The sequence below is a fragment of the Streptomyces sp. 2-1 genome (assembly GCF_048564895.1).
Taxonomy (GTDB): domain Bacteria; phylum Actinomycetota; class Actinomycetes; order Streptomycetales; family Streptomycetaceae; genus Streptomyces; species Streptomyces phaeochromogenes.
This window is the reverse complement of record NZ_CP183383.1, coordinates 7,827,329-7,852,658: the sequence shown is the minus strand read 5'-3', so window position 1 is coordinate 7,852,658 and position 25,330 is coordinate 7,827,329. Positions and strand designations below refer to the sequence as shown.

The 25,330-nt window shown below is 70.5% G+C and carries 18 protein-coding genes and 2 pseudogenes; 6 read left to right on the top strand and 14 right to left on the bottom strand.

The annotated features are described in order from the left end of the window. Window positions 1–347 precede the first annotated feature (347 nt). Window positions 348–2,066 carry a PucR family transcriptional regulator gene (locus ACN20J_RS34655; protein ID WP_189845652.1) on the bottom strand — a complete coding sequence of 573 codons (1,719 nt, stop codon included), beginning with the start codon at window positions 2,064–2,066 and terminating at the stop codon, window positions 348–350. Window positions 2,067–2,297: 231 nt separating this feature from the next. Further along, on the bottom strand, window positions 2,298–4,412 hold the full coding sequence (locus ACN20J_RS34650) for an ATP-binding protein (RefSeq protein WP_189845651.1): 2,115 nt from the start codon (window positions 4,410–4,412) through the stop codon (window positions 2,298–2,300). Window positions 4,413–4,787: 375 nt separating this feature from the next. Here ACN20J_RS34650 and gabT point away from each other — a divergent pair, with 375 nt between their 5' ends. Both gabT and ACN20J_RS34640 read left to right on the top strand, forming a co-directional pair. Then, window positions 4,788–6,122 carry a 4-aminobutyrate--2-oxoglutarate transaminase gene (gene gabT, locus ACN20J_RS34645; protein WP_419667527.1) on the top strand — a complete coding sequence of 445 codons (1,335 nt, stop codon included), beginning with the start codon at window positions 4,788–4,790 and terminating at the stop codon, window positions 6,120–6,122. 547 nt (window positions 6,123–6,669) lie between these two features. Continuing rightward, window positions 6,670–7,287: a phosphatase PAP2 family protein gene (locus ACN20J_RS34640; protein WP_246575699.1), complete on the top strand. Its 618-nt coding sequence runs from the start codon at window positions 6,670–6,672 to the stop codon at window positions 7,285–7,287. On the opposite strand, the gene ACN20J_RS34635 is transcribed toward ACN20J_RS34640, so the two are convergent. From ACN20J_RS34635 to ACN20J_RS34600, 8 genes are all read right to left on the bottom strand, one after another. Beyond that, the gene (locus ACN20J_RS34635) at window positions 7,275–9,074 is read right to left on the bottom strand and encodes a chitinase (RefSeq protein ID WP_419667526.1); all 1,800 of its coding nucleotides are present in this window, start codon (window positions 9,072–9,074) and stop codon (window positions 7,275–7,277) included. The two genes, ACN20J_RS34640 and ACN20J_RS34635, sit on opposite strands and share 13 nt — an antisense overlap. Before the next feature lie 95 nt (window positions 9,075–9,169). Further along, the gene (locus ACN20J_RS34630) at window positions 9,170–9,628 is read right to left on the bottom strand and encodes a hypothetical protein (RefSeq protein WP_189845647.1); all 459 of its coding nucleotides are present in this window, start codon (window positions 9,626–9,628) and stop codon (window positions 9,170–9,172) included. Window positions 9,629–9,745: 117 nt separating this feature from the next. Continuing rightward, window positions 9,746–11,188, bottom strand: a complete 1,443-nt coding sequence (locus tag ACN20J_RS34625) for an NAD(P)/FAD-dependent oxidoreductase (RefSeq protein WP_419667525.1) — start codon at window positions 11,186–11,188, stop codon at window positions 9,746–9,748. 29 nt (window positions 11,189–11,217) lie between these two features. Then, window positions 11,218–12,018, bottom strand: a complete 801-nt coding sequence (locus tag ACN20J_RS34620; protein ID WP_055617187.1) for an ABC transporter permease — start codon at window positions 12,016–12,018, stop codon at window positions 11,218–11,220. Next, window positions 12,019–12,948 carry an ABC transporter permease gene (locus ACN20J_RS34615; protein WP_189845645.1) on the bottom strand — a complete coding sequence of 310 codons (930 nt, stop codon included), beginning with the start codon at window positions 12,946–12,948 and terminating at the stop codon, window positions 12,019–12,021. After that, the gene (locus tag ACN20J_RS34610) at window positions 12,948–14,099 is read right to left on the bottom strand and encodes an ABC transporter ATP-binding protein (protein WP_143640713.1); all 1,152 of its coding nucleotides are present in this window, start codon (window positions 14,097–14,099) and stop codon (window positions 12,948–12,950) included. Before ACN20J_RS34610 ends, ACN20J_RS34615 begins: the two co-directional genes overlap by 1 nt. A 161-nt stretch (window positions 14,100–14,260) precedes the next feature. Next, window positions 14,261–15,505: a polyamine ABC transporter substrate-binding protein gene (locus ACN20J_RS34605; protein WP_189845643.1), complete on the bottom strand. Its 1,245-nt coding sequence runs from the start codon at window positions 15,503–15,505 to the stop codon at window positions 14,261–14,263. A 50-nt stretch (window positions 15,506–15,555) separates the two neighbouring features. Further along, window positions 15,556–17,076, bottom strand: coding sequence for a gamma-aminobutyraldehyde dehydrogenase (locus ACN20J_RS34600; protein WP_189845642.1), 1,521 nt, complete (start codon window positions 17,074–17,076; stop codon window positions 15,556–15,558). A gap of 207 nt (window positions 17,077–17,283) precedes the next feature. Here ACN20J_RS34600 and ACN20J_RS34595 point away from each other — a divergent pair. Further along, window positions 17,284–17,843 (top strand): annotated as a pseudogene (locus ACN20J_RS34595) (NADAR family protein). A 466-nt stretch (window positions 17,844–18,309) separates the two neighbouring features. Here the strand turns inward: ACN20J_RS34595 and ACN20J_RS34590 are convergent. Further along, window positions 18,310–19,155 (bottom strand): DUF4190 domain-containing protein, encoded by an 846-nt coding sequence (locus tag ACN20J_RS34590; RefSeq protein WP_419667524.1) that lies wholly within the window; start codon window positions 19,153–19,155, stop codon window positions 18,310–18,312. Between the two features lie 99 nt (window positions 19,156–19,254). Between ACN20J_RS34590 and ACN20J_RS34585 the strand changes: the two are divergent. Continuing rightward, window positions 19,255–20,347 (top strand): annotated as a pseudogene (locus ACN20J_RS34585) (adenosine deaminase). A 17-nt stretch (window positions 20,348–20,364) separates the two neighbouring features. Further along, the gene (locus ACN20J_RS34580; protein ID WP_419667523.1) at window positions 20,365–21,057 is read left to right on the top strand and encodes a glycerophosphodiester phosphodiesterase; all 693 of its coding nucleotides are present in this window, start codon (window positions 20,365–20,367) and stop codon (window positions 21,055–21,057) included. Here ACN20J_RS34580 and ACN20J_RS34575 read toward each other — a convergent pair. Continuing rightward, window positions 21,054–21,653 carry an NADPH-dependent F420 reductase gene (locus tag ACN20J_RS34575; RefSeq protein ID WP_419667522.1) on the bottom strand — a complete coding sequence of 200 codons (600 nt, stop codon included), beginning with the start codon at window positions 21,651–21,653 and terminating at the stop codon, window positions 21,054–21,056. The genes ACN20J_RS34580 and ACN20J_RS34575 overlap by 4 nt on opposite strands. Window positions 21,654–21,725: 72 nt before the next feature. Here ACN20J_RS34575 and ACN20J_RS34570 point away from each other — a divergent pair, with 72 nt between their 5' ends. Beyond that, window positions 21,726–22,133 (top strand): winged helix-turn-helix transcriptional regulator, encoded by a 408-nt coding sequence (locus ACN20J_RS34570; protein WP_419667521.1) that lies wholly within the window; start codon window positions 21,726–21,728, stop codon window positions 22,131–22,133. Here ACN20J_RS34570 and ACN20J_RS34565 read toward each other — a convergent pair. Both ACN20J_RS34565 and ACN20J_RS34560 read right to left on the bottom strand, forming a co-directional pair. Continuing rightward, entirely contained in the window at window positions 22,072–23,763 is a 1,692-nt protein-coding gene (locus tag ACN20J_RS34565) for an RNA polymerase sigma factor (protein ID WP_419667520.1), read from the bottom strand. The genes ACN20J_RS34570 and ACN20J_RS34565 overlap by 62 nt on opposite strands. 53 nt (window positions 23,764–23,816) lie before the next feature. Beyond that, window positions 23,817–25,091, bottom strand: a complete 1,275-nt coding sequence (locus ACN20J_RS34560) for an alginate lyase family protein (RefSeq protein WP_419667519.1) — start codon at window positions 25,089–25,091, stop codon at window positions 23,817–23,819. Between the last annotated feature and the right edge of the window lie 239 nt (window positions 25,092–25,330).

The following is a 25,330-nucleotide window of genomic DNA, read 5'->3' as shown; positions in this document are numbered from 1 at the left end:
TCCCTGAGGGCTCCGCCCCCAGACCCCCGAATCGCGCTGAACGCGCTCGTCCTCAAACGCCGGACGGGCTGAGTGGGTGGGCGGGGGCTGACGGAGGTGGGTGGGTTGACCGTGGGTGGGTGGGGAGATCGGCCTGAACGGCCTCGCCCTCAAACGCCGGACGGGCTGGGTGGGAGGCGGCTGGCGGGGTGGATGCGTGCGGGTGCGTTGTGGCTGGACTGCGCAGTTCCCCGCGCCCCTGAAAACCTAGGGGCGCGGGGAACTGCGCAATCTTTTGGGGGTTCGGGGGCGCAGCCCCCGAGTAAGTGACGGGAATGGGTAGGGGCGGCGGGGGCGAAAAAAGCCCCCTACTCCGCCGACGCCGTCGTCTTCAGCGCCAGCCACAGCTCCATCCGCACATCCGGATCGTCCAGAGACCGCCCGAGGATCTCCTCGACCCGCCGCATGCGGTACCGCAACGTATGCCGATGCACCCCAAGATCCGCCGCAGCCGCATCCCACTGCCCGTGCCGCGACAACCACGCCCGCAACGAGGCGACAAGATCCCCCCGCCCGGTGGCGTCATGCTCGTACAGGGGCCTGAGCAACCCGTCCGCGAAGGCCCGCACCGCGTCATCCGCGAGCAACGGCACCACGGACCCCGCGGCCAGATCCTCGTGCTCGACGAGCACCCGCCCCCGCCGCCGGGCGACGGACAGCGCCTGCTCGGCCTGCTTGTAGGCAGCCCCCGCGGCGATGGGCCCGGCGGGAGCCGAGATGCCGACGACCAGCTCGTCCTCGTCGCCCGTCTGCTCGCTGCCGGACCGAGCGCCCCCGACGGCCTCGGCGTACTGGGCGCAGGCGGCGACGACCGCACCCCGATCCGCGGCGAGCACCACGAGCCGCTCCCCGTCGGGCACCACGAGCACGGCCTCGCCGGACCGGGCGGCGGCGGACTCCACGACCTCACCGAGCCCGCCCACGAGATCGCCGCCGGCCTCGGCAAGGACGGCGGCGGCCTCGGCGCTGACCGCGGCCCCGCCACCATCCGGGTCCGTGTCCGTGTCCCCGGCCCGAGCCCGCGCCCGCCCGGCGGAAGCCGACGCGGCCTCGGCCAGGATCATCCGGTAGGGCGCGTCCAAGAGTCCCCCGTACAAATCCCCGGCGACCCCCCGCGCATGATCCGGCTGCCCGGCCAGCAGCATCCGCAGCACGGCGGCCCCGATCCGCTGCTCGGCGGCGTACAACGACCGGGAGCGCTCCGTGGTCAGCGTCAGCAGGGCGATGGCGGAGTGCACGGCGTACCGCTCGGCCGTACCCAGCGCGGCGGCGGTCCCCACGGCGAGCGCGGCCCGGGCCCGACGCCCCGTCCCGAGCGAGTGCAGTTCGACCCGGTCCTCGCCGCTTCCGTCCCCGCCGTCACCACCTTCACCGTCGCCCGCACCACCGCCGCCGCCTACGACGGAACTCGCGGGCGCGGCCCGCTCCCGCAGCCGCTCCACGTCACCGGTGATCCGGGCGGCCCGCCGCCCAGCCCACTCGGGCGCGGTGGCGACGACGGCGCCGGACGCGTCGTACAGGGCGGCCCACCCGTCCACCTGCGAGGCGAGTGCGGTCAGGAGCCCTTCGGGCCCGTCGCTCAGCGCCTGCTTGGTCAGCTCCCGCTGCGCCGCGAAGCCCGCCGTCACCGCCCGGTACTGATCGGCGGCGATGGCGGCGGACACGGCCTTGCTGATGGCGAGGAACGGTGTGCGCCGCGGAACCTCCAGCAGGGGCAGCCCCTCGCCCTCCGCCGCGTCGACGAGCGCCTTGGGCGTCTCTTCGTAGTGCACCCCGACGGCGAAGCCGAGCCCGGCCACCCCCGCCCCCACCAGCCGCTTCACATACCGCCGCATGGCCTCGGCGTCCTCAGCGTCCAGCTTGAGCGCGGTGATGAGGAGCAGTTCCCCGCCCTCCATGTACGGCACGGGGTCGGTGAGCTCGCTGGCGTGCACCCAGCGAACGGGGGTGTCCAGACGTTCCCCGCCCGCGCGCACGGTGAGCTTGAGCGCCGAGTGATGGACGAGCGAGGCGAGCGTGGGGGGCATGAGGCCTTCAGGTCTTCGGATCTTCACAGGTTCTTCGACGGTCGCGGGCTATGTGATCTTTGCGATCCTTTGGCCGCAGCGTATGAACGACCTATGTCGATTCTGCCTCACCGTACGGTCGGCCCGTGACCATATGTCCGGGCGTCCCGCTCGGCGCACCCGTCAAAAACCCCTCACCTCAGGAGCCCCCCGGCTCCCGCACCCGTCCTGCACCCGCTTCCCGCAGCCGCCTCAGCTCCGCAGATCCACCAGCAGCGGCGGCGCGTGCTCCCCGCGCACGCTGGTGAGCGAGAGCACCGCGTGCCCCGGCGGCACCCCGTGCGCCAGCTCGGACGCGGACCACCGCTCACGCTCGACCTGCCGCACGGTCACGGCCCGGGCGGTGGGCGCATTGCCGGTGATCACCCGCCGCAGCATGTGTACGGCCTTGCCGGCCGGCGTCTCGGCGATGATCTGCCGGTCGGTGACGTCCCGCGCCTCGGTCCACTCCTTGCCCCACACCTCGGCGAAGTCCTGACCGTCCCACGGCGTGAGCCCGGACAGCGCCATCCGGCACCCGATCGCGCCGAGCAGCGGCGACCGCAGCGGCCGGGGTACGTCGTCGAGCGTGCGCAGCGTCATCACGACCCCGGCGTTGGCGGACCGCAGCCGCTGAATGCCCCGTACGGCCTCGGGCGTGATGACCCCCGTGGCGTCGTCGAGCACGAGACAGGCGAACAGCGACCGGTCCTCCCGTACGGCGACGCTCGCCGCGAACTGGGCGAGCACGAGCCGCGCGAGCATCCGGGAGGCGTCGGCGTGCCCGCGCTCGGGCAGGTCGATCCGCACCCGCACGGGGTGGTCGAGGGCGCGCAGGGAGAAGGGGCGTGACTGCCCGGACGTGTCGAAGAACCCGGCGAACGCGGGGCGGTCGAGCAGGGCCACCCGATCGGCGAGGACACTCCCCACATCCCCCGGATGCCCCAACTGCCGCTCCCGTGCGTCGAGTTCCCTCAGCAGGGACTCCTTCCCGCCCTCCGTGAGCGCCTTGCGCAGTGCGCCGAGCGGTCCGGGCGCGCCGTCGAGCAGCTGCCTCAGCTCGGGCACGGAAGGGAAACGGCCGTGCACGCCCCGGAACGGCCCGAGCAGCTGGGCCAGCACGGTGGTGGACCGCCTGCTGTCGGCTCCGGGATGCGGATCGGCGAGGTCCCCGACGAGCGCCTCGGCGAGCACGGCCGCCGCCTCGTCGGGGTCGGTGGTCCCGCCGTACAGATCGAGGTCGTACACCGACTCGGGATTGCCCACCCGCACCACGACGTCGTACGCGTCCACCGGCCCGAGCCCCGCCCCCGCGGCCCCGACGACGACCACGGCGGCCCGCCCCGCGAGCGCGTGCAGGCACAGCGACTCGGCGAGCGGCCAGACGACCCCGCCGGTCTTGCCGGATCCGGCGGGCCCGACGGCGAGCAGCGAGGTGCCCAGCAGATCCGGCCCGAGCGCGAGGCCGGTCCCGCGATAGGAGTACGGGTTCCGCGGGTCGTCGGCGGTCGTGCCGAGCCGTACCTGCCCGGTCACGAGATCGTGCTTCGCGAGCCGTCCGGGCAGATCCCTCTCCCCGGAGGGGTGCAGACAGGCCGCGGCCCCGTCCTGCAGAACGGCCCCGCTGAAGGTGGCGAGGCTGTGCCGCCCGCTCCGCACGCCCTGCCAGGCCCGGGCGATCCTGGCCTGGTCGACATCGCGCATCCGTCCGGCCCGGGCCTCGGCGCCGAGCCGTTCGGCGGCGTCGGTGGCTCCGGCGGCGCGTAGCTGGTTCCACTGGGCGGGGTCCTCCTCGGGCGCGGGGGGTCGCTCGCTCACGGGCGCGGCCCGGCGCCAGGCGGGCAGCCCGTAGCGGTGCCACACCTCGCTCCAGCGGCCGAGGCGCCCGACTCCGATCATGATGCCCATGGCGATGGCCACGTAGTAGGCGTAGACGACCACGACGGAACCGAAGCTGTGGGGCTCGGCCCATGAGTCGGGGATCATCGCGTAGAGCGGCAGCAGCCACCATCCGCCGAGGTAGCCGTTCCACAGCAGCGACCAGATCAGCCACCCCACCAGGAACGCGATGAGCGCCCCGCCGATCAGCTGCCGGGCCGGAATCCGCTCGGGCTCCTCATCCGGCCGCGGCAAGTGCCCGAACCGCCACACGCCCGGCGCGGCCTCGGGCCGCGGGGTCCGCAGCCAGGTGAGAAAGGTGGACCCGTCCGGCGCCGGCGGCATCCCGGGCGCCTGCGCGGGCCGCGGCGGCACCTGGGGCGGTCCCGCCGGCCGCGGCACACGATCGGCGTGCGTGCCCCGTGCGTCCTGCGTCCCGTCGCTGTCCATCGCCTCTGCCACCCCTGACCAGCCGCTCCATACGTGGTTTGCGAGTCAATCTAACGCCCTCACAAGGGGAGTTCACCGCTTACCGGGCCGGGTACGCGGCGATACGGACACCCCGGCCCCTCGCCGCTCCCCGCCCGCGCTATGTCCACGGCGGACAACCGAATCTCCCGACACCGCCCAGATGGAGCATGCCCACCCCCCATTCCCGGCTCTAGCCTGCGAAGAAGGAAGCGGAGCGTCCGAAGAACCCGTTCGCGGGCCGTCCGCCGCACCCTTCTCGAAGACCCTTTCCCGAAGACCTTTCCAGAGTCCTTCCCGAAGACCCTTCTCGAAGACCTTCCCCAAGCCGTTCGCAAGACCCCCAGGGAGCCCCTCATGAGCACACTTCCGCAGGAGCGCCGCGTCGTCACCGCCATTCCCGGTCCGAAGTCGCAGGAACTGCAGGCCCGCCGTCTCGCCGCGGTCGCGGCCGGAGTGGGGTCCGTGCTGCCCGTCTTCACCGCGCGCGCGAGCGGCGGGATCATCGAGGACGTCGACGGGAACCGGCTGATCGACTTCGGCTCCGGCATCGCCGTGACCTCCGTCGGCGCGTCCGCCGAGGCCGTCGTACGCCGGGCCTCCGCCCAGCTCCAGGACTTCACCCACACCTGTTTCATGGTCACGCCGTACGAGGGTTACGTGGCCGTCGCCGAGGCGCTGGCCGAGCTGACGCCGGGCGACCACGCCAAGAAGAGCGCCCTCTTCAACTCCGGCGCCGAGGCCGTCGAGAACGCCGTCAAGATCGCGCGGGCGTACACCAAGCGCCAGGCCGTCGTCGTCTTCGACCACGGCTACCACGGGCGTACGAACCTGACGATGGCGCTGACCTCGAAGAACATGCCGTACAAGCACGGCTTCGGCCCGTTCGCGCCCGAGGTCTACCGGGTGCCGGTGGCGTACGGCTACCGCTGGCCGACCGGTGCGGAGAACGCCGGCCCCGAGGCCGCCGCGCAGGCCATCGACCAGATCAGCAAGCAGGTCGGTGCGGACAACGTGGCCGCGATCATCATCGAGCCGCTGCTCGGCGAGGGCGGCTTCATCGAGCCCACCAAGGGCTTCCTTCCGGCCCTCAGCAAGTTCGCGACCGACAACGGGATCGTCTTCGTCGCGGACGAGATCCAGTCAGGCTTCTGCCGTACGGGCCAGTGGTTCGCGTGCGAGGACGAGGGTGTCGTCCCGGACCTGATCACCACCGCCAAGGGCATCGCGGGCGGTCTGCCGCTCGCCGCCGTCACGGGCCGCGCCGAGATCATGGACGCCGCGCACGCGGGTGGCCTGGGCGGCACCTACGGCGGCAACCCGGTGGCCTGCGCGGGTGCGCTCGGCTCGATCGAGACGATGAAGGAGCTCGACCTCAACGCGAAGGCGAAGAACATCGAGGCCGTCATGAAGGCCCGCCTGGGCGCGATGGCCGAGAAGTTCGACATCATCGGCGACGTCCGGGGCCGCGGCGCGATGATCGCCATCGAGCTGGTCAAGGACCGTACGACCAAGGAGCCGAACGCTGAGGCGACCGCCGCGCTCGCGAAGGCGTGCCACCAGGAGGGCCTACTGGTCCTGACCTGTGGCACCTACGGGAACGTGCTGCGCTTCCTGCCGCCGCTGGTCATCGGCGAGGACCTGCTGAACGAGGGTCTCGACATCATCGAGCAGGCTTTTGCCCGCATCTGAGCGGAGTCTGTCTCATCGGTTCCGGTGTCGCGGCGGTGAGGAGCGGGGCGTGTGAAGAACGTGTGCGAGGTGCATGGCGGGACGCGAATCCACCTGTCGGAGGCCTCGGCCCTGACGTAGGTTCTACCCAGATGAGAGATACACCCCGGCCACAGGGGACTGTGGACGGTACCGGGACGGGGCCTCCCCAGCTTCGCCCTGGGCGTGCCTCGCGCACACAACCGGAGCCTTGTGCTTCGGGTCTCCTCACCGATCGGACAGTCGCCCGCCCCAAACCCCCCGGGGCGAGCGACAACCCGATCTGATCGGTTCCACCGAAGGGCTTGCACCTACCCCCCCTGGTGCAAGCCTTTCGGCGCGTCTGGGCTCCACCGTTGGCGGGGGTGGGCGTCTACGGGGTTGGTGTTGAGGGGCGCCTCCGTCGTCCCGGGCGATCATGGCTGGCAAGGTGTGGGGCATGACCAGCGTTCCGGATCGGCACCCTTCACAGCCGGCATCTGCCCCTCAAGACCGTGAGCGTCGTGCCGTGGGGCGGCCGGTCTGGGTTATGGGGATACTTGCGGTCCTCTTCGCCCTCCTGACCTGGCAAGCCGCCGTCGACGGCCCCGTGCGGCGGGCGGACGAGCGGCTCGCCGGGGAGATCAGGCACAGCCGTCTCCCGGCCGGAGCCGCCGAGTTCCTCGCGGATCTCGGCAACCTCGCGGTGGCCGTTCCGGTGCTGCTCGCGGTCGTGGTCTACGTGTCCTGGCGGGCTCGGCGCGCGGACCTGCCCCGCTGGTGGGTTCCGCCGCTCGGTGCCCTGGTCGCCATGGCCGCCGTACCGGCATTGGTCGTACCTCTGAAGGAAACCGTCGGCCGCACCGGCCCGCCCGGCATGGCCGGTGACGGCTACTACCCCTCGGGCCACACGGCCACGGCCGCCGTCGCCTACGGAGCGGCCGTCCTCCTCCTGGTCCCCTGGCTCAACAGCCGCTACCGGCGCCGCGAACTGGTCATCGGCTGCCTGGTCCTGGTGACGGCGGTCGGCTTCGGCCTGGTCCGCCGGGGCTACCACTGGCCGCTGGACGTGGCGGGGAGCTGGTGTCTGAGCGCCATGCTGCTGCTGGGGCTCGCGATGGTCACGAGCCCCAGCAGCAGCAGCGACACGGCTCGTCAGCCGAAGTAGCCGTCGAAGTTCTTCGAGAACTCCCACCCCCCGAACCGGTCCCAGTTGATCGACCACGTCATCAGGCCGCGTAGGGCGGGCCAGGTGCCGTGGGTCGCGTACGAGCCGCAGTTGGTCTTCTTCGTGAGGCAGTCGACGGCCTTGTTGGTCTCCGACGACGGGACGTGGCCGTTGCCCGCGTTCGGTGTCGCCGGCATGCCGATGGCGATCTGGTCGGGGCGCAGGGGCGGGAAGACGTTGTTGGTGTCGCCCGCGACCGGGAAGCCCGTGAGGAGCATGTCGGTCATGGCGATGTGGAAGTCGGCGCCGCCCATGGAGTGGTACTGGTTGTCGAGGCCCATGATCGGGCCCGAGTTGTAGTCCTGGACGTGGAGGAGCGTCAGGTCGTCGCGCAGGGCGTGGATGACGGGGAGGTAGGCGCCGGCGCGCGGGTCCTGGCCGCCCCACTTGCCGGTTCCGTAGTACTGGTAGCCGAGTTGGACGAAGAACGTCTCCGGCGCCATCGTCAGGACGAAGTCGTTCCCGTACTTGGCCTTCAGGGTCTTCACGGCCGAGATGAGGTTCACGATCACCGGTGTCTTCGGGTTCTTGAAGTCGGTGTCGTCGGCGTTCAGGGAGAGCGAGTGGCCCTCGAAGTCGATGTCCAGGCCGTCGAGCCCGTAGGTGTCGATGATCTTCGAGACCGAGGAGACGAACGTGTCGCGGGCCGCCGTGGTCGTCAGTTGCACCTGGCCGTTCTGGCCGCCGATGGATATCAGGACCTTCTTGCCCGCCGCCTGCTTCGCCTTGATCGCCGCCTTGAACTCGGCTTCGCTCTCGACGTTCGGGCACTCGGTGGCCGGGCAGAGGCTGAAGCGGATGTCGCCCGAGGTGGTCGAGGTGGGTTCGCCGAAGGCCAGGTCTATGACGTCCCAGCTGTCGGGGACGTCGGCCATGCGGGTGTAGCCGGAGCCGTTGGCGAAGCTCGCGTGGAGGTAGCCGACCAGGGCGTGGGCGGGGAGGTCCGCGGGGTCGCCGCCGCCAGGACCGGATGTCGTGGTCGCCGTGACCGCCGGGGACTTCGCGGACTCGCCCGCCGCGTTCACGGCGGTGATCTGGAAGGAGTAGGCGGTGGAGGGGGACAGTCCGGAGACGGTGGCCGAAGTGCCGCTCGCGGACTGGATCTTCGTACCGTTGCGGTGGATCGCGTAGCCCGTCGCGCCGGGGACGGACGGCCAGGACAGGGCGACGCTGGTGGAGGTGACTGTGCCGACCGTGGGGGTGGCGGGTGCGGCCGGCGGTTGTCCGGCGTCGACGCCCGGGCCGACGAGGGAGATGTCGTCGGCGTGATACGCCCCGGTGCCGTACCAGCCGTGGGTGTAGATCGTGACCTTGGTGGTGGACGCGCCGGTGCGGAAGGTGGTGGTGAGCCGTTGCCAGTCCGGCGCGGACTGGGTCCAGGTGGAGACGTCGGTGGTGCCCGTGCCGCTCGCGCCGAGGTAGGCGTAGTCGCCCCGGACGTATCCGGCGAGGGTGTACTGGGAGTCGGGTTTGACGGTCACGGTCTGCGCGCAGCGCGCGTTGTCACTGCCGGCCGGGGTCGCCTTCAGTGCCGAACCGCCGCTCCGCACGGGTGAGTTGACCACGCTGCCCGCCGTACAGGTCCAGCCGTCGAGGCCCGCCTCGAACCCGCCGTTCCTGGCGAGGTCCGCGTCGGCCGCACGGGCGGCCGACGAGAGTGCGGTGATGCCGGGCACGGCCAGGACGGTGGCCGCACAGAGGGCTAGGACAGATCTGACGCGATCCACAAGTACCTCCTGGCGTGGGGGAATTGGAGGGTGGAGCGCGCCCAATTTGGTCCAGACCAATTAGGCTTGTCAAGGTCTCCGGCAGCTATCCACGGTCATCGGCTGTCACGTTCATCGGTCGCCAGAGCCGCCGCCGCCTCGTGCATCGCCAGTTCCAGCAGTGTCGGGTCGGTGAGCGTGCCCGAGCCGTCCGGCGGGACCAGCCAGCGGACCCCGCCGGTCGACCTCCCCGGATACGGCACCACGATCCACGTACCGTGCCCCGCCGTGCGCACCCCCGTGCCGAGCCACCGGGCCGCCGTGCCCGGGGGCACGAAGAACCCCATCCGGGCGTCGCCGAAGTCGACGAGCACCGGGCCGGGTTGGTCGAGCACCCGGGTCAGCACGTCGAGAGTCGGATAGCCGAGTTCGCCCGGCAGGATGAGTACGTCCCAGGCCCTGCCCGCCGGCAGCAGCGCGACCCCCAGCGGGTTGCGCTCCCACTCCCAGCGGCAGGCCTCTGGATCCGGAGCGACGGATGCCAGCCACTCGACCGCCGTCTTGGCCCCTGTCATGGCGGAACCTCCCTTTTCTCGTGTCGACGCTGGTCGCGTCACAGGAGAGAGGGAGGTTCGGGCCGGGCATTACGCGGGTTCTGACAACTTGTTGAGAGTGAAGCGGGTCACACGGTCTCAGCTGTCGAAGCCGAGCCCCAGCCGGTCCATCGTCTTCAGCCAGAGGTTGCGCCGACCGCCGTGCGCGTCCGCCCGCGCCAGGGACCACTTGGTGAGCGCGATCCCGGTCCACGCGAACGGTTCGGGCGGGAAGGGCAGCGGCTTCTTGCGGACCATCTCCAGCGACGTACGTTCCGTGCGCTCCCCCGACAGCAGGTCGAGCATCACGTCCGCGCCGAAGCGGGTGGCGCCGACGCCGAGGCCCGTATAGCCCGCCGCGTAGGCCACGCGGCCCTGGTGCGCCGTGCCGAAGAAGGCGGAGAAGCGGGAGCAGGTGTCGATGGCGCCGCCCCAGGCGTGGCTGAAGCGGACGCCCTCCAGCTGCGGGAAGCAGGTGAAGAAGTGCCCGGCGAGCTTCGCGTACGTCTCCGGCCGGTCGTCGTACTCGGCGCGCACCCGGCCGCCGTACGGGTAGACCGCGTCGTAGCCGCCCCACAGGATCCGGTTGTCGGCGGACAGCCGGAAGTAGTGGAACTGGTTCGCCGAGTCCCCGAGGCCCTGCCGGTTCTTCCAGCCGATGGAGGCGAGCTGGTCGGCGGTGAGCGGCTCGGTCATCAGCGCGTAGTCGTAGACCGGGACGGTGTACGAGCGCACGCGCTTGACCAGGTTCGGGAAGATGTTGGTGCCGAGGGCGACCCGGCGGGCACGGACACTGCCGTACGGAGTGCGTACGGCCATCCCGGCGCCGTACGGCCTGAGGGTGAGCGCGGGCGTGTTCTCGTACACCCGGACACCCAGCTCGACGCAGGCGCGCTTGAGGCCCCAGGCGAGTTTGGCGGGGTGCAGCATGGCGACGCCGCGGCGGTCGTGCAGGCCCGCGAGGAAGGTCGGTGAGTCGACTTGTTCCCGTACGGCCTCGGTGTCCAGGTACTCGACGCCGTTCGCCAGGCCTCGGCGCTCCAACTCCTCGTGCCAGTCCCGGAGTTCGGCCGCCTGGTACGGCTCGGTGGCGACGTCGATCTCGCCGGTGCGCTCGAAGTCGCAGTCGAGGGAGTAGCGGGCGACGGTCGCCTCGATGCCGTCGAGGTTGCGGGCGCCCAGCTCCTCCAGCTTGTGGATCTCGTCGGGCCAGCGGGTCAGGCCGTTGGACAGACCGTGCGTGAGGGAGGCGGCGCAGAAACCGCCGTTGCGGCCCGAGGCGGCCCAGCCCGCCTCGCGGCCCTCTACCAGGACGACCTCGCGCCCGGGGTCGCGCTCCTTGGCGAGGAGCGCGGTCCACAGTCCGCTGTAGCCGCCGCCGACGACGAGCAGGTCGCAGGTCTCGGCGGTGGTGAGCGCGGGCTCGGGGCGGGGCTTGCCGGGGTCGTCCAGCCAGTACGAGACCGGCTGGGCGTCCGAAAGCGACTTCGCCCAGTTCTTGTCGCTCTGATTTTTTCTACGACTCATGGCGCTCGGGGCCATGATTTCAACTCCCAACAGAATTGCTGCGGTTATGCCTTTTGGCGGTTTCGGCGGTTGCCGATGACCATTCCGGCCAGCACGAACAGTACGGCGACGATGAACATGGCCGTACCGATGACATTGATCTGAACGGGTGTTCCGCGCTGGGCCGAGCCCCAGACGAACATGGGGAACGTGACGGTCGAGCCCGCGTTGAAATTGGTGATGATGAAGTCGTCGAAGGAGAGCGCGAAGGCGAGCAGCGCTCCGGCGGCGATTCCGGGGGCGGCGATCGGCAGGGTGACCCGGACGAAGGTCTGCACGGGACCGGCGTACAGGTCCTGGGCGGCCTGCTCCAGCCGCGGGTCCATCGACATGACACGGGCCTTGACGGCGGTGACCACGAAGCTCAGACAGAACATGATGTGGGCGATCAGGATCGTCCAGAAGCCCAGCTGCGCGCCCAGGTTGAGGAAGAGCGTGAGCAGCGAGGCGGCCATCACGACCTCGGGCATCGCCATCGGCAGGAAGATCAGCGAGTTCACGGCACCGCGCGCCCGGAAGCGGTAGCGGACGAGCGCGAAGGCGATCATCGTGCCGAGGACGGTCGCGCCGAGGGTCGCCCAGGCCGCGATCTGCAGGCTCAGCGAGAGCGAGCCGCACAGGTCCGCGACCCCGCAGGGATCGGTCCAGGCGTCCGTGGAGAACTGCTGCCATTCGTAGTTGAAGCGCCCCTTCGGATTGTTGAAGGAGAACACCGTGACGACGATGTTCGGCAGCAGCAGATAACCGAGGGTCAGCAGACCCGCGATGACGACGAGACGGCGCTTAAGCCAGCGTACGAGGGCCATTTAAACCAGATCCTCCGTCCCGGACTTGCGAATGTAGAGGGTGACGATGGCGAGGATCCCGGCCATGAGAATGAACGAGAGAGCCGCTGCCGTCGGATAGTCGAGAATCCGCAGGAACTGCGTCTGGATGACGTTTCCGACCATGCGGGTGTCGGTGGAGCCGAGCAGATCGGCGTTCACGTAGTCGCCGCTCGCCGGGATGAACGTGAGCAGCGTCCCGGAGACGACACCGGGCATCGACAGCGGGAACGTCACCTTGCGGAAGGTCGTGAAGGGCTTCGCGTACAGATCGCCCGCCGCCTCGTGCAGCCGCCCGTCGATCCGCTCCAGTGAGGTGTAGAGCGGCAGGATCATGAACGGCAGGAAGTTGTACGTGAGACCGCAGACCACCGCGAGCGGCGTGGCCAGCACACGGTCCCCGGCCGTGATGCCGAGCCAGCTGGTGACGTCCAGGACGTGCAGCGTGTTGAGGGCGCCGACGACCGGGCCGCCGTCCGCGAGGATCGTCTTCCAGGCGAGCGTACGGATCAGGAAGCTGGTGAAGAACGGCGCGATCACCAGGATCAGGATCAGGTTGCGCCAGCGGCCCGCGCGGAACGCGATCAGATACGCGAGCGGGTAGCCGAGCAGCAGACACAGGATGGTGGCGGTGCCGGCGTACGCGATGGAGCGCAGGAACTGGGGCCAGTAGTCGGCCACCGCGTCCCAGTAGGTCGCGAAGTGCCAGGTGACCTTGTAGCCCTCCTCCAGGGAGCCCGTCTGCACGGACGTGGAGGCCTGGTAGACCATCGGCAGCGCGAAGAAGACGAGCAGCCAGAGGATGCCGGGAAGCAGCAGCCAGTACGGGGTGAGGCGGCCTCTCTTACGAGGTGGGCGCTCCTCGGGCGCGGGCGTGGGCGCCAGGGGTGGCGCGTCGGTGACGGTCGTCATCAGGCCGCCTCTTCCTCGACGGTCTCGATGCCGGCGTCGATGTCCTGAGCGGCGTCCAGGCCGAAGGTGTGGGCCGGGTTCCAGTGCAGGACGACCTCGGTGCCGGGCACCAGCCGGGAGTCGCGGTCTATGTTCTGGGCGTAGACCTCGAACTCGGGACAGACCGGGCTGTCGATCACGTACTGCGTCGAGACGCCGATGAAGCTGGAGTCGGCGATCGTGCCGGTGATGCGGTTGCGGCCCGCCGGTATCTCGCCCGCGTCGTCGGCGTGCGTGAGCGAGATCTTCTCGGGGCGTACGCCGACGAGGACCTTGCCGCCGGTCGTCGTCGGCGCGGAACACCGCGCAGCGGGCAGCAGGAGCTTGCCGCCGCCCGCCTTGAGAACGATCTCGTCGCCGCTCTTGGAATCGACCTCGGCCTCGATGAGGTTCGAGGTGCCGAGGAAGTTGGCGACGAACGTGGTGTTCGGGTTCTCGTAGAGGTCGGCGGGCGAGCCGAGCTGCTCGACGCGGCCCGCGTTCATCACGGCGACCGTGTCGGCCATGGTCATGGCCTCCTCCTGGTCGTGCGTGACGTGCACGAAGGTGATGCCGACCTCGGTCTGGATGCGCTTGAGCTCCAGCTGCATCTGGCGGCGCAGCTTGAGGTCGAGGGCGCCGAGGGGCTCGTCGAGGAGGAGCACCTTGGGGGTGTTGATCAGCGCGCGGGCCACGGCGACGCGCTGCTGCTGGCCGCCGGAGAGCTGGTGCGGCTTCTTGCGGGCCTGCTCACCGAGCTGGACCAGCTCCAGCATGTCCTCGACCTGCTTCTTCACCGACTTGATGCCGCGTCTGCGCAGACCGAAGGCGACGTTCTCGAAGATGTCGAGGTGCGGGAAGAGCGCGTACGACTGGAAGACGGTGTTCACCGGCCGCTTGTACGGCGGCAGGTTCGTCACGTCCTGGTCGCCGAGCCGGACCGATCCGGAGGAAGGTTCCTCCAGCCCGGCGATCATGCGAAGGGTGGTGGTCTTGCCGCAGCCCGAGGCGCCCAGGAGCGCGAAGAACGAGCCCTGGGGGACGGTCAGGTCGAGCGGGTGGACGGCGGTGAAGGAGCCGTAGGTCTTGCTGATTCCGGAGAGGCGGACATCGCCGCCGGTGTCGTTCGTCATGGTGTGGTCCCTGGGTGTTCGGGGTCGTCTGTGGTCCGGGGGCGGGACACGGAAGCCGTGCCGCACGGGCAGGTCCGCGGCGGAGCCGGTGTCTGCCGCCCAGGGCGCCGGGCACCCGCCCGGGCTTGCCTGGACCACCGGATCCGCACCCGCCGGAGGCGTTACGCCCCTGTCAGCTTCGCGAACTTCTCTTCGTAGGCCGTCTCTTCCTTCGTGCTCAGGGAGCGGAAGGAGTGGGACTTGGCCGCCATGGCGGCGTCGGGAATGATCAGCGGGTTGTCCGCCGCCGACTCGTCGATCTTCGCCAGTTCGGCCTTCACGCCGTCGACGGGACAGACGTAGTTGATGTACGCGGCGAGCTGCGCGGCCGGACCGGGCTCGTAGTAGTAGTCGATGAGCCGCTCGGCGTTGGTCTTGTGCCGCGCCTTGTTGGGGACCAGCAGGTTGTCCGTGGACGTCAGATAGCCGCTCTCCGGGATGACGAAGTCGACGTCCGGGCTGTCCGCCTTGAGCTGGACGACGTCACCTGCCCAGGCGACACAGGCCGCGAGGTCGCCCTTGGTGAGGTCGGAGGTGTAGTCGTTGCCGGTGAAGCGGCGGATCTGGCCCTGGTCGACGGCCTTCTGGAGGCGGGCGATCGCCGCGTCGAAGTCGTCGTCGGTGAACTTCGCCGGGTCCTTGCCCATGTCGAGCAGGGTCATGCCGATGCTGTCGCGCATCTCCGACAGCAGGCCTATGCGCCCCTTGAGCTTGGGGTTGTCGAGCATGTCCGAGAGGGACTTGACCTCCACGCCGTCCAGCGCCTTCTTGTTGTAGGCGATGACCGTGGAGATACCGGTCCAGGGGTAGGAGTACGCCCGTCCCGGGTCCCAGTCCGGCGTACGGAACTGCTGGGAGAGGTTGGCGTACGCGTGCGGCAGGTTGGAGGCGTTCAGTTTCTGCACCCAGCCGAAGCGGATGAGCCGGGCGGCCAGCCAGTCGGTGACGCAGATCAGGTCGCGGCCGGTGTCCTGGCCCGCCGCGAGCTGCGGCTTGAGCTTCCCGAAGAACTCGACGTTGTCGTTGATGTCCTCGGTGTACTTGACCTTGATGCCGGTGCGTTTGGTGAACTCGTCGAGCGTGGGGTGGTGCTTCTCGCTGTCGTCGACGTCCATGTACTCGGTCCAGTTGGAGAAGTTGATCTGCTTCTCCTTGGCCGAGTGGTCCTCGGACGAGACGCCCGCGGTGTTCTTCGCCGCGGGGATCCCGCAGGCGCTCAGCGTCCCGAGCCCGCCGAGGGCGAGCGCGCCGCCGGCGGACGCACGCATCAGCGAACGGCGGCTGAGGGAGGCCCTGCCGTTCCTGAGGCTGCGCCGCATGGCGGCCAGTTGGGCCGAGGACAGGCTGTCGGGCTCGTACTGCTCCATGCTCGTGGTGCCCTTTCGGGAGGGTGCGGCCTGGTCTCGGCCGGTGGTGACTATCGGTCCCCGAAGATCGTGCGGTGCCAGTCCTTCCTGGCCACCGCGGTGTTGTCGAACATGACGTGCTTGATCTGGGTGTACTCCTCGAACGAGTACGAGGACATGTCCTTGCCGAAACCGGACGCCTTGTAGCCGCCGTGCGGCATCTCGCTGATGATCGGGATGTGGTCGTTGACCCACACACAGCCCGCCTTGATCTCGCGCGTGGCCCGGTTCGCGCGGTACACGTCACGGGTCCAGGCGGAGGCGGCGAGGCCGTACGGGGTGTCGTTGGCCAGCCGGATGCCTTCGTCGTCGCTGTCGAAGGGCAGGACGACGAGCACGGGACCGAAGAGCTCGGACTGCACGATCTCGCTGTCCTGCGCGGCGTCCGCGACCAGGGTGGGCCGGTAGTACGCGCCGTGCTTGAGGTCCTGCGGGATCTCGCCGCCGGTGACCACGCGCGCGTAGGAGCGCGCCCGGTCGACGAATCCGGCGACGCGGTCGCGCTGGGCGAACGAGATGAGCGGCCCGAGGTCGGTGTCCGGCGCGAACGGGTCGCCGAGCCGGACGGTCGCCATCAGGTCCGCGGTCCTGGAGACGAACTCTTCGTAGAGGGGCCTTTGCACGTACGCGCGCGTGGCGGCCGTGCAGTCCTGGCCCGTGTTGATGAGGGAGCCCGCCACCGCGCCGTGCACGGCGGCCTCCAGATCCGCGTCGTCGAAGACCACGAAGGGCGCCTTGCCACCGAGCTCCAGGTGAAGCCGCGTGACGGTGGCCGTGGCGATCTCGGCGACGCGCTTGCCGACGGCCGTGGACCCGGTGAACGACGTCATCGCGACGTCGGGATGCCCGACGAGATGCTCACCGGCGTCCTTGCCGGCCCCGGTGATGATGTTGACGACACCGTCCGGGATGCCCGCCTGGGTGGCCGCCTCCGCGAACAGCAGCGAGGTGAGCGGGGTGAGCTCGGCGGGCTTCAGGACGATGGTGTTGCCCGCGGCGATCGCCGGGAGGACCTTCCAGGCGGCCATCTGGAGGGGGTAGTTCCAGGGCGCGATGGAGCCGACGACGCCGATGGGTTCACGGCGTACGTACGAGGTGTGGTCGCCGGAGTACTCACCGGCGGACTGGCCCTGCAGATGCCGGGCGGCACCCGCGAAGAAAGCTGTGTTGTCGATCGTGCCCGGGACGTCGAACTCCCGGGTCAGCTTGATCGGCTTGCCGCACTGGAGCGACTCCGCCTGCGCGAACTCCTCCGCGCGGTCGGCCAGCACGGCGGCGAAGCGGTGCATGGCGTCCGAGCGCTCGCCCGGGGTGGTGGCCGCCCAGCCCGGGAACGCCTCGCGGGCGGCGGCGACGGCCGCGTCCACGTCCACGGTGCTGGCCAGCTCGTACGTGTATACGTCGTCGCCGGTGGCCGGATCGACGACCGCGTGGGTGCGGCCGGACGTGCCCTTCGTCAGCCGGCCCGCGATGTACTGCGCGCCTGCCTCGAAGCGGTCCTGTGCCTGGAAGCGATGGCCCGGATTGTGCATGTCGCTCTCCTCCGCCGTCCTCCCCGTGCACCGGGGGTCGGCGTAGCTCCAGCTCGATTTGAGTGCCGATCCTGACAGAGCAACGGCCCTCCAACAAGTGATTCCGTTGTTGCCTTTTGGTTACGCGACGGAATCTGTCGACCAGGTGTCGAGTTCGCTTGGAAAAGGAGGGACGGAGTGTCAGTGGTTCCTGCCAGACTCGCGTGCATGGGGAAGATCGATTCGCGGGACGCGCTGGTCAGCGCGGTCCGGTCGGGGGCAAAGGTCGAGTACCTCCACTTCTGGGGGCACCGGGCGCGGGCCGACGGGCAGGTGGGGGCGGGCTGTCTCAGTCAGTGGTGGCCGTCGCCGTTCACGGTGGACGGAGTGGAGTACCGGACGGCCGAGCACTGGATGATGGCGCGGAAAGCGCGGCTCTTCGGTGACGAGCGGGCCGAGCGGCTCGCCCTCGACGCGCCGAATCCCGCGCTCGCCAAGAAGGCGGGGCGGCTGGTGCGGGGGTTCGACGAGGCCGTTTGGGAGCGGGAGCGGTTCGGGATCGTCGTGGACGGAAGCGTGGGGAAGTTCGCCTCGGACGGCGAACTTCGGTCGTTTCTGGTGGGTACCGGGGAGCGGGTGCTTGTTGAGGCCAGCCCTCTTGATCGGGTGTGGGGGATCGGGTTGTCGGCTGACGACGACCGTGCGTTTGATCCTGGGCGGTGGCGGGGGGGGCGAATCTGTTGGGGTTCGCGTTGATGGAGGCGCGGGGGAGGTTGGCGGCTGCGTGAAAGGTGCGGGCCGCCTTGGGCTGGCTGCGCGGTTCCTCGCGCCCCTTGGTCTCTGGGGGCGTCGGGTCGTTTGGAGGGTGCGGGTGTCTCGGGGTTGCTCGCGCAGTTCCCCGCGCCCCTAGGTCTCTGGGGGCGTCGGGTCGTTTGGAGGGTGCGGGTGTCTCGGGGTTGCTCGCGCAGTTCCTCGCGCCCCTGAAGGCGTAGGGTGCCCTGCGCTTTTAGGGGCGCGGGGAACTGCGCACTTCAACCAAGGGCCACCCGCACCCGACACACGAGGTCCAGCCCGACCCACCCCAGGGGCGCGGGGAACTGCGCACTTCAACCAAGGTCGGCCCGCACCCAACACACGACATCCAGCCCCACCCACCCCAGGGGCGCGAGGAACCGCGCACTTCAGCCATGGTCGGCCCGCACCCGATGTCGGCATCGAGCCCCACCCACCCCAGGCCCCCCGCCGGACCGCAGGTCAGTCGTTGACGAGCAGGGACGTGTTGAAGCCGTCGTCGGCGGGGCCCGAGTCGTCGTTGTCGGAGTCGTCGGGGACGATCAGGAAGACCACGACGAATGCGATGGCCAGGGCTATGCCGACGGCGCCGCAGATGATCCCGGCCAGGGCCTGGCCGGGATTCGTGGCCTCGCCCCGGCGAGCCTTCCCGCGGCCGATCGCGCCGAAGATCACCGCGAGGATCCCGCAGGCGAGGGCGACAGGCCACAGGCAGAAGCCGACCGCCGCGATGATGCCGAGCACGAGCCCGGCCGTGCCCAGCCCGTTGCTGGGCGCCATGGGCATCCCCGGCCAGCCGTAGCCAGGACCCCCGCCGGGGCCACCGTAAGCGGGATAGCCCGGGTAGCCGCCATACCCGTACGGCATCTGCCCAGGGCCCTCGGGCGCGATGGGAGGCGGGGGGACCGAGGAACCGGGAGTGGGGTGGAGGTGGGGCCCGGCCGGGGGCGCGTACGGGTGGGGCGCCCCGGTGGGAGGCCCGAAGGGGTTCGGCGGCGCGAACGGGTTGGCCCAGGGCTGAGCGCCTGAGGGGGTCGAGCCGGGCGGCACCGGAGTGCCCGCGCCAGTACCCGCACCCGGAACCTGCGGCATCCCGCCCGGCAGCGACGTCACCGTCTGCTGGTCGTGCACCGAAGGCGGTGTCGGGCCGACCCCGTCTCCGGGGGCCGCGTCCACCGGTGGAGCCCAGGGGGTCGGCTCGGCGGGTGGCTTGCTCAGTGGGACCTTCGCCGCGGGGGCCGCGTCCTCGGGGCGGGCCCCCGATTCGTCGCCGGCCGCCGCACCCGGCGTCTGCGCGTCGTCGGACATGCGCGGAGTCCCCTCTGTCGTACGTAGCGTCATGCTACGGCCCGGGCCTCCCCCGCACGGACCGCGTCCTACGATGATCCCTGAACCACCGATCAGCCGATCACCCGCGTCCGCCGGACACACGGCCGGACGCCGTCCCGGGGAGAGACCCTTGACCGACCGCCACGACCTGCACGCCTTCATCGCCGGACTGCCCAAGGCCGAACTCCACGTCCACCACGTCGGCTCGGCCTCCCCCCGTATCGTCTCCGAGCTGGCGGCCCGCCACCCGGACTCGAAGGTGCCGTCGGACCCCGAGGCCCTGGCCGACTACTTCACGTTCACGGACTTCGCCCACTTCATCGACGTGTACCTGTCCGTCGTCGACCTGATCCGCACCCCCGAGGACGTACGGCTGCTGACGTACGAGGTCGCCCGGGACATGGCCCGCCAGCAGATCCGCTACGCGGAGCTGACGATCACGCCGTTCTCGTCGACCCGTCGCGGTATCGACGAGGGCGCCTTCATGGAGGCGATCGAGGACGCGCGCACAGCCGCCGAGGCCGACTTCGGGACCGTACTGCGCTGGTGCTTCGACATCCCGGGCGAGGCGGGACTCGAATCCGCCGAGGAGACGGTCCGGCTCGCCACCACCGACAAGCTCCGCCCGGAGGGCCTGGTCTCCTTCGGGCTCGGCGGGCCCGAGATCGGCGTGCCCCGGCCGCAGTTCAAGCCGTACTTCGACCGTGCGATCGCGGCCGGCCTGCACTCCGTACCGCACGCGGGCGAGACGACGGGACCGGAGACGATCTGGGACGCGCTGACCGATCTGCGCGCCGAGCGCATCGGGCACGGCACCAGCTCCGCCCGGGACCCGAAGCTCCTCGCGCACCTCGCCGAGCACCGGATCGCGCTGGAGGTCTGCCCCACCTCCAACATCGCCACCCGCGCGGTCCGCACCCTCGACGAGCACCCCATAAAGGAGTTCGTCCGGGCCGGAGTCGTCGTCACGATCAACTCCGACGACCCGCCGATGTTCGGCACCGACCTCAACAACGAGTACGCGGTCGCGGCCCGCCTCCTCGAACTGGACGAGCGGGGTCTCGCCGCACTCGCCAAGAACGCCGTCGAGGTCTCCTTCCTCGACGACGCCGGCAAGGCGAAGCTCGCCGAGGACATCGACACGTACACCTCTGCCTGGCTGGCTCCCTGAGCCAGCACAATGGGCCCATGCGTACCGTGACAGCCGTGGCCCATCGCGGCGACCCCTACCGCGTCCGCGAGAACACGATCGACTCCCTGCGTTCCGCGCTCCAACGGGGCGCGGACGCGGTGGAGATCGACGTCCGGCTCACCCGCGACGGCGTGCCCGTGCTGCTGCACGACAGCACGCTGAAGCGGTTGTGGGAGCAGGACCGGCCGTTGGTGTCGCTCTCCTCGGACGAGGTGCGGGGCCTGACCTCCGGCGGTGTTCCCACGCTGGCGGAGGCCCTCAAGTCGACGGACGACGGCCGGTTCATGGTCGATCTGCCGGGTCCGGCGGACGCGCGTGCCGTCCGCCGGATCGTCGGTGTCATCCGTGACCTCGGCGCCGAGGAGCGCGTGTACTACTGCGCGGGCGCCGACGTCATGCTCGCCGTCCGCGCGGCCGACCCCGCCGCGGAGATCGCCCTCACCTGGACGACCCTCGCGCCCCCGCGGCCCGCGTTGCTCGACGCGGTGCGGCCCCGGTGGCTCAACTACCGCTTCGGGCTTGCCAATCGGGACGTGATCGCCCGTACGCACCGCGACGGGTATCTGGTGTCGGTGTGGACGCCCGACACCCGCCGCTCCATGCGGCGCCTCCTCGACGCGGGCGTCGACTCGATCACCACGAACCGCATCGACACACTGTGCGCCCTGCGCAAGGGCCCGAAGGGCTAGAGAGCGGGGCCCGCGAACTCCAGTGGCGGGGCGATCGCCTGGGCGTCCGCCCCCTCCCCCACCCACAGCCCGATCAGCAGCGCCGCCGTCGCCTCCAGCAGCCCGGCCCGGTCCAGGCCGCCCGCGGTCAACGGCTCGCAGCCCAGGTCGCGTACGAGGCGGCGTACGACGGTCAGCGCGGCCTCGTCGTCGCCGCACAGCGGGACCGCCAGCGGGCGGCCGTCGAAGACCGGCGGGATCAGCCGCCAGACGTCCACGTGACAGAGGTTGAATGCCTTGACGACGGGCGCGGCCGGGACGGCGGAGGCGATCCGCTCGGCCGCCGCGGGCCCGCCCGCCGTGAGCAGGGCGAAGCCCGGACCCACAGGATTGGTGCAGTCGATCAGCACCCGCCCTCGGAGTACGTCCTGAAGACCGGCGACCACGTCGACCACCGCCGCGTACGGCAGCGCCAGCAGCACCGCGTCCGTGCCGAACTCGGCCGCCTCCCGCAACCCGCCCGATCGGCTGCCCGCGAGCACCTCGTGTCCGGCCCGCCGCCACTGCGTGCCCAACGCGTCCGCCATACCGCCCGTGCCGAGAATCCCTATCCGCATACGCCCCTGCCTCCTTCGGTCCGTGGGTCGATCTCCACGACAGTAGGAAGCCGCTCGGGCACCATTCGGTATGTGAGCACCGAACCGTTCTTCCTCGCCGACTGCCGCGCCCGGCTCGCCTTCGACCTGCTCTCCAACACCTGGAACGCCGTGGTCCTCTGGGCGCTGCGGCACGGGCCCCGGCGCCCGGGCGAACTGCGTGAACACATCGGCGGGATCAGCCAGAAGGTCCTGACGGAGACGCTGCGGCGGCTGGAGTTCAACGGCCTGGTCGTGCGGCGCGCGTACGCCGGGTCGCCGCCCCGGGTGGAGTACGAACTCACCGCGCTGGGGCGGACGTTGCTCGACCCGATCGAGAAGTTCGGGGCGTGGGCCTTCGACCACGGGGACGAGGTGATGGCGGCCCAGGACCGGGCAACTAGCTTGTCACCCGCGACTTCTGACGGACCGTCGCCGCATCGGCCGGGGTCGAGCGCGTGACGTACTGGGGAATCGGTGCCGTGTCCTTTCCGGTGTCGCGGACGAGGCCGTAGCGGATGGCGCCCTGGGCTGGGCCGGTCGTGACGTCCTTGGTCACGACGTCCCGGTTCGAGGGGAAGACGATGAGTCCGTAGTCGGCGCCCCGCTCGTTCTGGGTGAGGGTGACGGTGCCGTCGACGTAGAAGTACTCGTTCTGCCACATCTGTTGGGTGCCGGTCGGCAGGACGGTGTAGCCGACGCGCGGGCCGCCCATGCCGGAGGTGTAGCCGTCGGCGTTCTCCTCGAAGGTGTCGTCCATCCGGCGTCCGCCGCCCGAGGCCACGTGGAACAGCTTCCCCTTGAGGCCGGTCCAGGCCGGCATGACGAGGGCGCCGGACCTCGACTTCGGGGAGATCTGCCAGCGCACCAGCACATAGCCCCGGCCGCTGAGCGTCACGCTGTCCCCGCGGTGCTGCATCACGGCCTTGGGTCCGCCGGTGCTGGTGAGCCCGGACTCGGGGCGGCGCGGCAGGTCCGCGGGGCGCGCGTTCGGGTCGGGGGCCGTGTCGAGGGCGTCGACGACCGTGCCGTACAGGTCCTTGCTGGTTCTGCTGGGGGACGGTGACGGGCTGGGCTTCGCGGTGGGGCTCGGTGCCTTCGGGCGCGAGGTGCTCGCCGCGGTGGGCGGCGCGGCGGCCTTCGGCGGGGCCGCGTCCGGCTGGGTGACGACGTACGCGCCGCCCGCGACGATGGTCGCCCCGGCCGTCATCGCGACGGCGGGCTTGGTGAGCGCGGCGACGACCTTGGCGGACCAGCCGACCCCCGTGGCGGCGGTCGTCGCGGCGACCGCCGTCTTGCCGCCGAGGGCGAGCGAGAGCGTGAAGCCGACCGGGATCGGGACGAGTGCGAGCCCGACGAGCAGCCGTTCGGCCGGTACGACCGCCTCGCCGGGCGCGGCGCAGTGACGGCAGCCCCTGATGTGCCGGGCCAGCCGCTTGCGCCACACCGAGTCGGGGCGCCGGTCCCAGCGGGCGGTCAGCTCGCGCAGTTCGGGGCAGGACGAGTCGAGAGCCCGCACGATGCCGCGTGCGGCCTCCAGGCGGGCCTTCATCCGCTGGACGCGTACGGCGGCGTGCTGGCGGCTGATGCCGACGGCCGCCGCCAGTTCACGCCGGGTGAGTTCGCCCGCGACCTCCAGCCACCACAGCGACAGCAGCTGCCGGTCCTCGTCGTCGAGCCAGCGCACCGCCTCCGCGACCTCGCGCCGCTGGCCCTCCAGCTGGAGCCGCAGCACGGTGAGTTCGGCGAAGTCGGTGGCCTCCTGGGCCGCGTCGTCGGCCAGTGACTCGGAGGTCCGGCGCCGGGCCCGGTCGCGTATCTGCCGCATGGCGATGGCGACCAGCCAGGAGCGGAAGCTGTCCGGATCACGCAGTGTGCCGAGGTTGCCGACGGCCCGCAGCATCGTCTCCTGCACGACGTCGTCGACGTCCGCGTGGCCGTTCAGCGCGCGGCCGACGATGTTGTAGACCAGCGGCAGCCAGCCCTCGACGAGTTCGTCGAGCGCGCGCCGGTCACCGGCCTGCGCCGCCGCGATCGTCGTACGCCACTGCCGCCCGTTCACGTACGCCCCTTTCGCGTACGTCCCATTCACGTACGCCTCATTCCCGTACGTCCCTTTCACGTACGTCGCTTTCCGGAGAGGTGTCACTTGGCGTAGAGCAGCGTCCCGAAGCCGAGCTGGTCGAAGCCGCCGCTGTTCGGCCCGTAGTCGCCGCCTCCGCCTTCCGCACGCACCTTCTCAGCCATGGCCGTGATGTTCGGAACGGAGAGCCGGCGGCGGCGCGCGTAGTGGTAGTGCAGGATCTCCCAAACGGGACGAGTCTCCCCACGCGCTATGCCGGAGATCACAGCCTGCTCGTTGTACTTTCCCCTCCCGGTGCCGCTGCGCCAGCTGTACTTGGTGAAGGGCACGTCGCCGCCGAGGTTGTACTTGGCGACGTACTCGGCGCCCTTCATGAACCGGCTGTCGTCGTAGCCGTAGAGGTCGACGCCCTGGTTCCAGGCCATCTCGCAGATCGCGCCCATCTGGCCCACGCCCATCGCGGTGTGCCCCTGGTCGCGGCCGGACTCCTGCCACTGGGCGAGGTCGCCGGACTCGTGGACGAAGGGGATGGCGTTCCCGATCGAGCCGTTGCCCGCGCCCTTCTTGAAGTACTCCACCGCGCGGTCGAACAGGGCCCTGTCGTCGCAGAGGATGCCGATGGCCATGACCGAGGCCACGTTGCACAGGTCCCAGTTGGCCCAGTAGTTGGTGATCACGGCGCCGTTGTGGTGGGTGAGGAAGTCCTCGTTCATGGGGTGGAAGACCTTGAGCATCATCTTCTGGAAGCGGGCCAGGTCGAAGCCGTCGTGGTCGCGCACCAGCTCGGCGGCGTTGGCGAACTGGTAGCCGTAGAGCCCGGCGGCCAGGAACCGGTCGGCGTTGCCGTTGACAGCGGTGAGCGTGGCCGACCAGGCGTTGAGGATCGCGACGGCCGCGTCGGCGTTCTCCTTCGTGCCCGCGATCTTCCAGCGCAGGGCGTTCTGGTAGGCGGCGTGGATGTCGTTGTAGAGGGACACGTAGTTCTGGCCGGTGCCGCCGCGGACGACCGTGGCCTGCGGCCTGGGGGTCCAGGTGCTCGCGGAGTGCCGGTTGGCGGTCAGCCGCTGCCAGCCGGCCGTCCAGGGCTCCCGGCGGCCGGCGACACGCACCCTGGCCCGGTTGAGGTCGCCCGCGTTGTGCAGCATCCCGGGATGCGCGAAGTCCGGCTTCCCGGCGGACGCGCCGGGCGACGGGGAGGCCCCGGTCTGCGCCGCGTCGGCCGAGTCACGACCGCCCAACGAGACCGCGACACCGCCGACGGCTCCCGCGGCGGCGACACCACCGGCGATCTGGAGGGCGCTGCGGCGGCTGATGCGGTGCTTGTTGTGCTCTGCCACGAATGACTCCTGTGCGGATGGAGGGGCGTGTGCGCTGTGTATTGCACGCGCTGCGTGTGGTGCATGTGCTGCGTGTCGTGCATGTGCTGCGTGTGCACAGGAGACGGAGGAGAGGCTTCCGGGATAACAGTTTTTCCCGTACCGGCGTGATCCGCCCTAAGGGCAATCCCTGACAACACCCTTGCCCTGCACGGCAGTTGATGAGGGTCACGGCCAGGGTCGGCCCCCTCCTCGGAGAG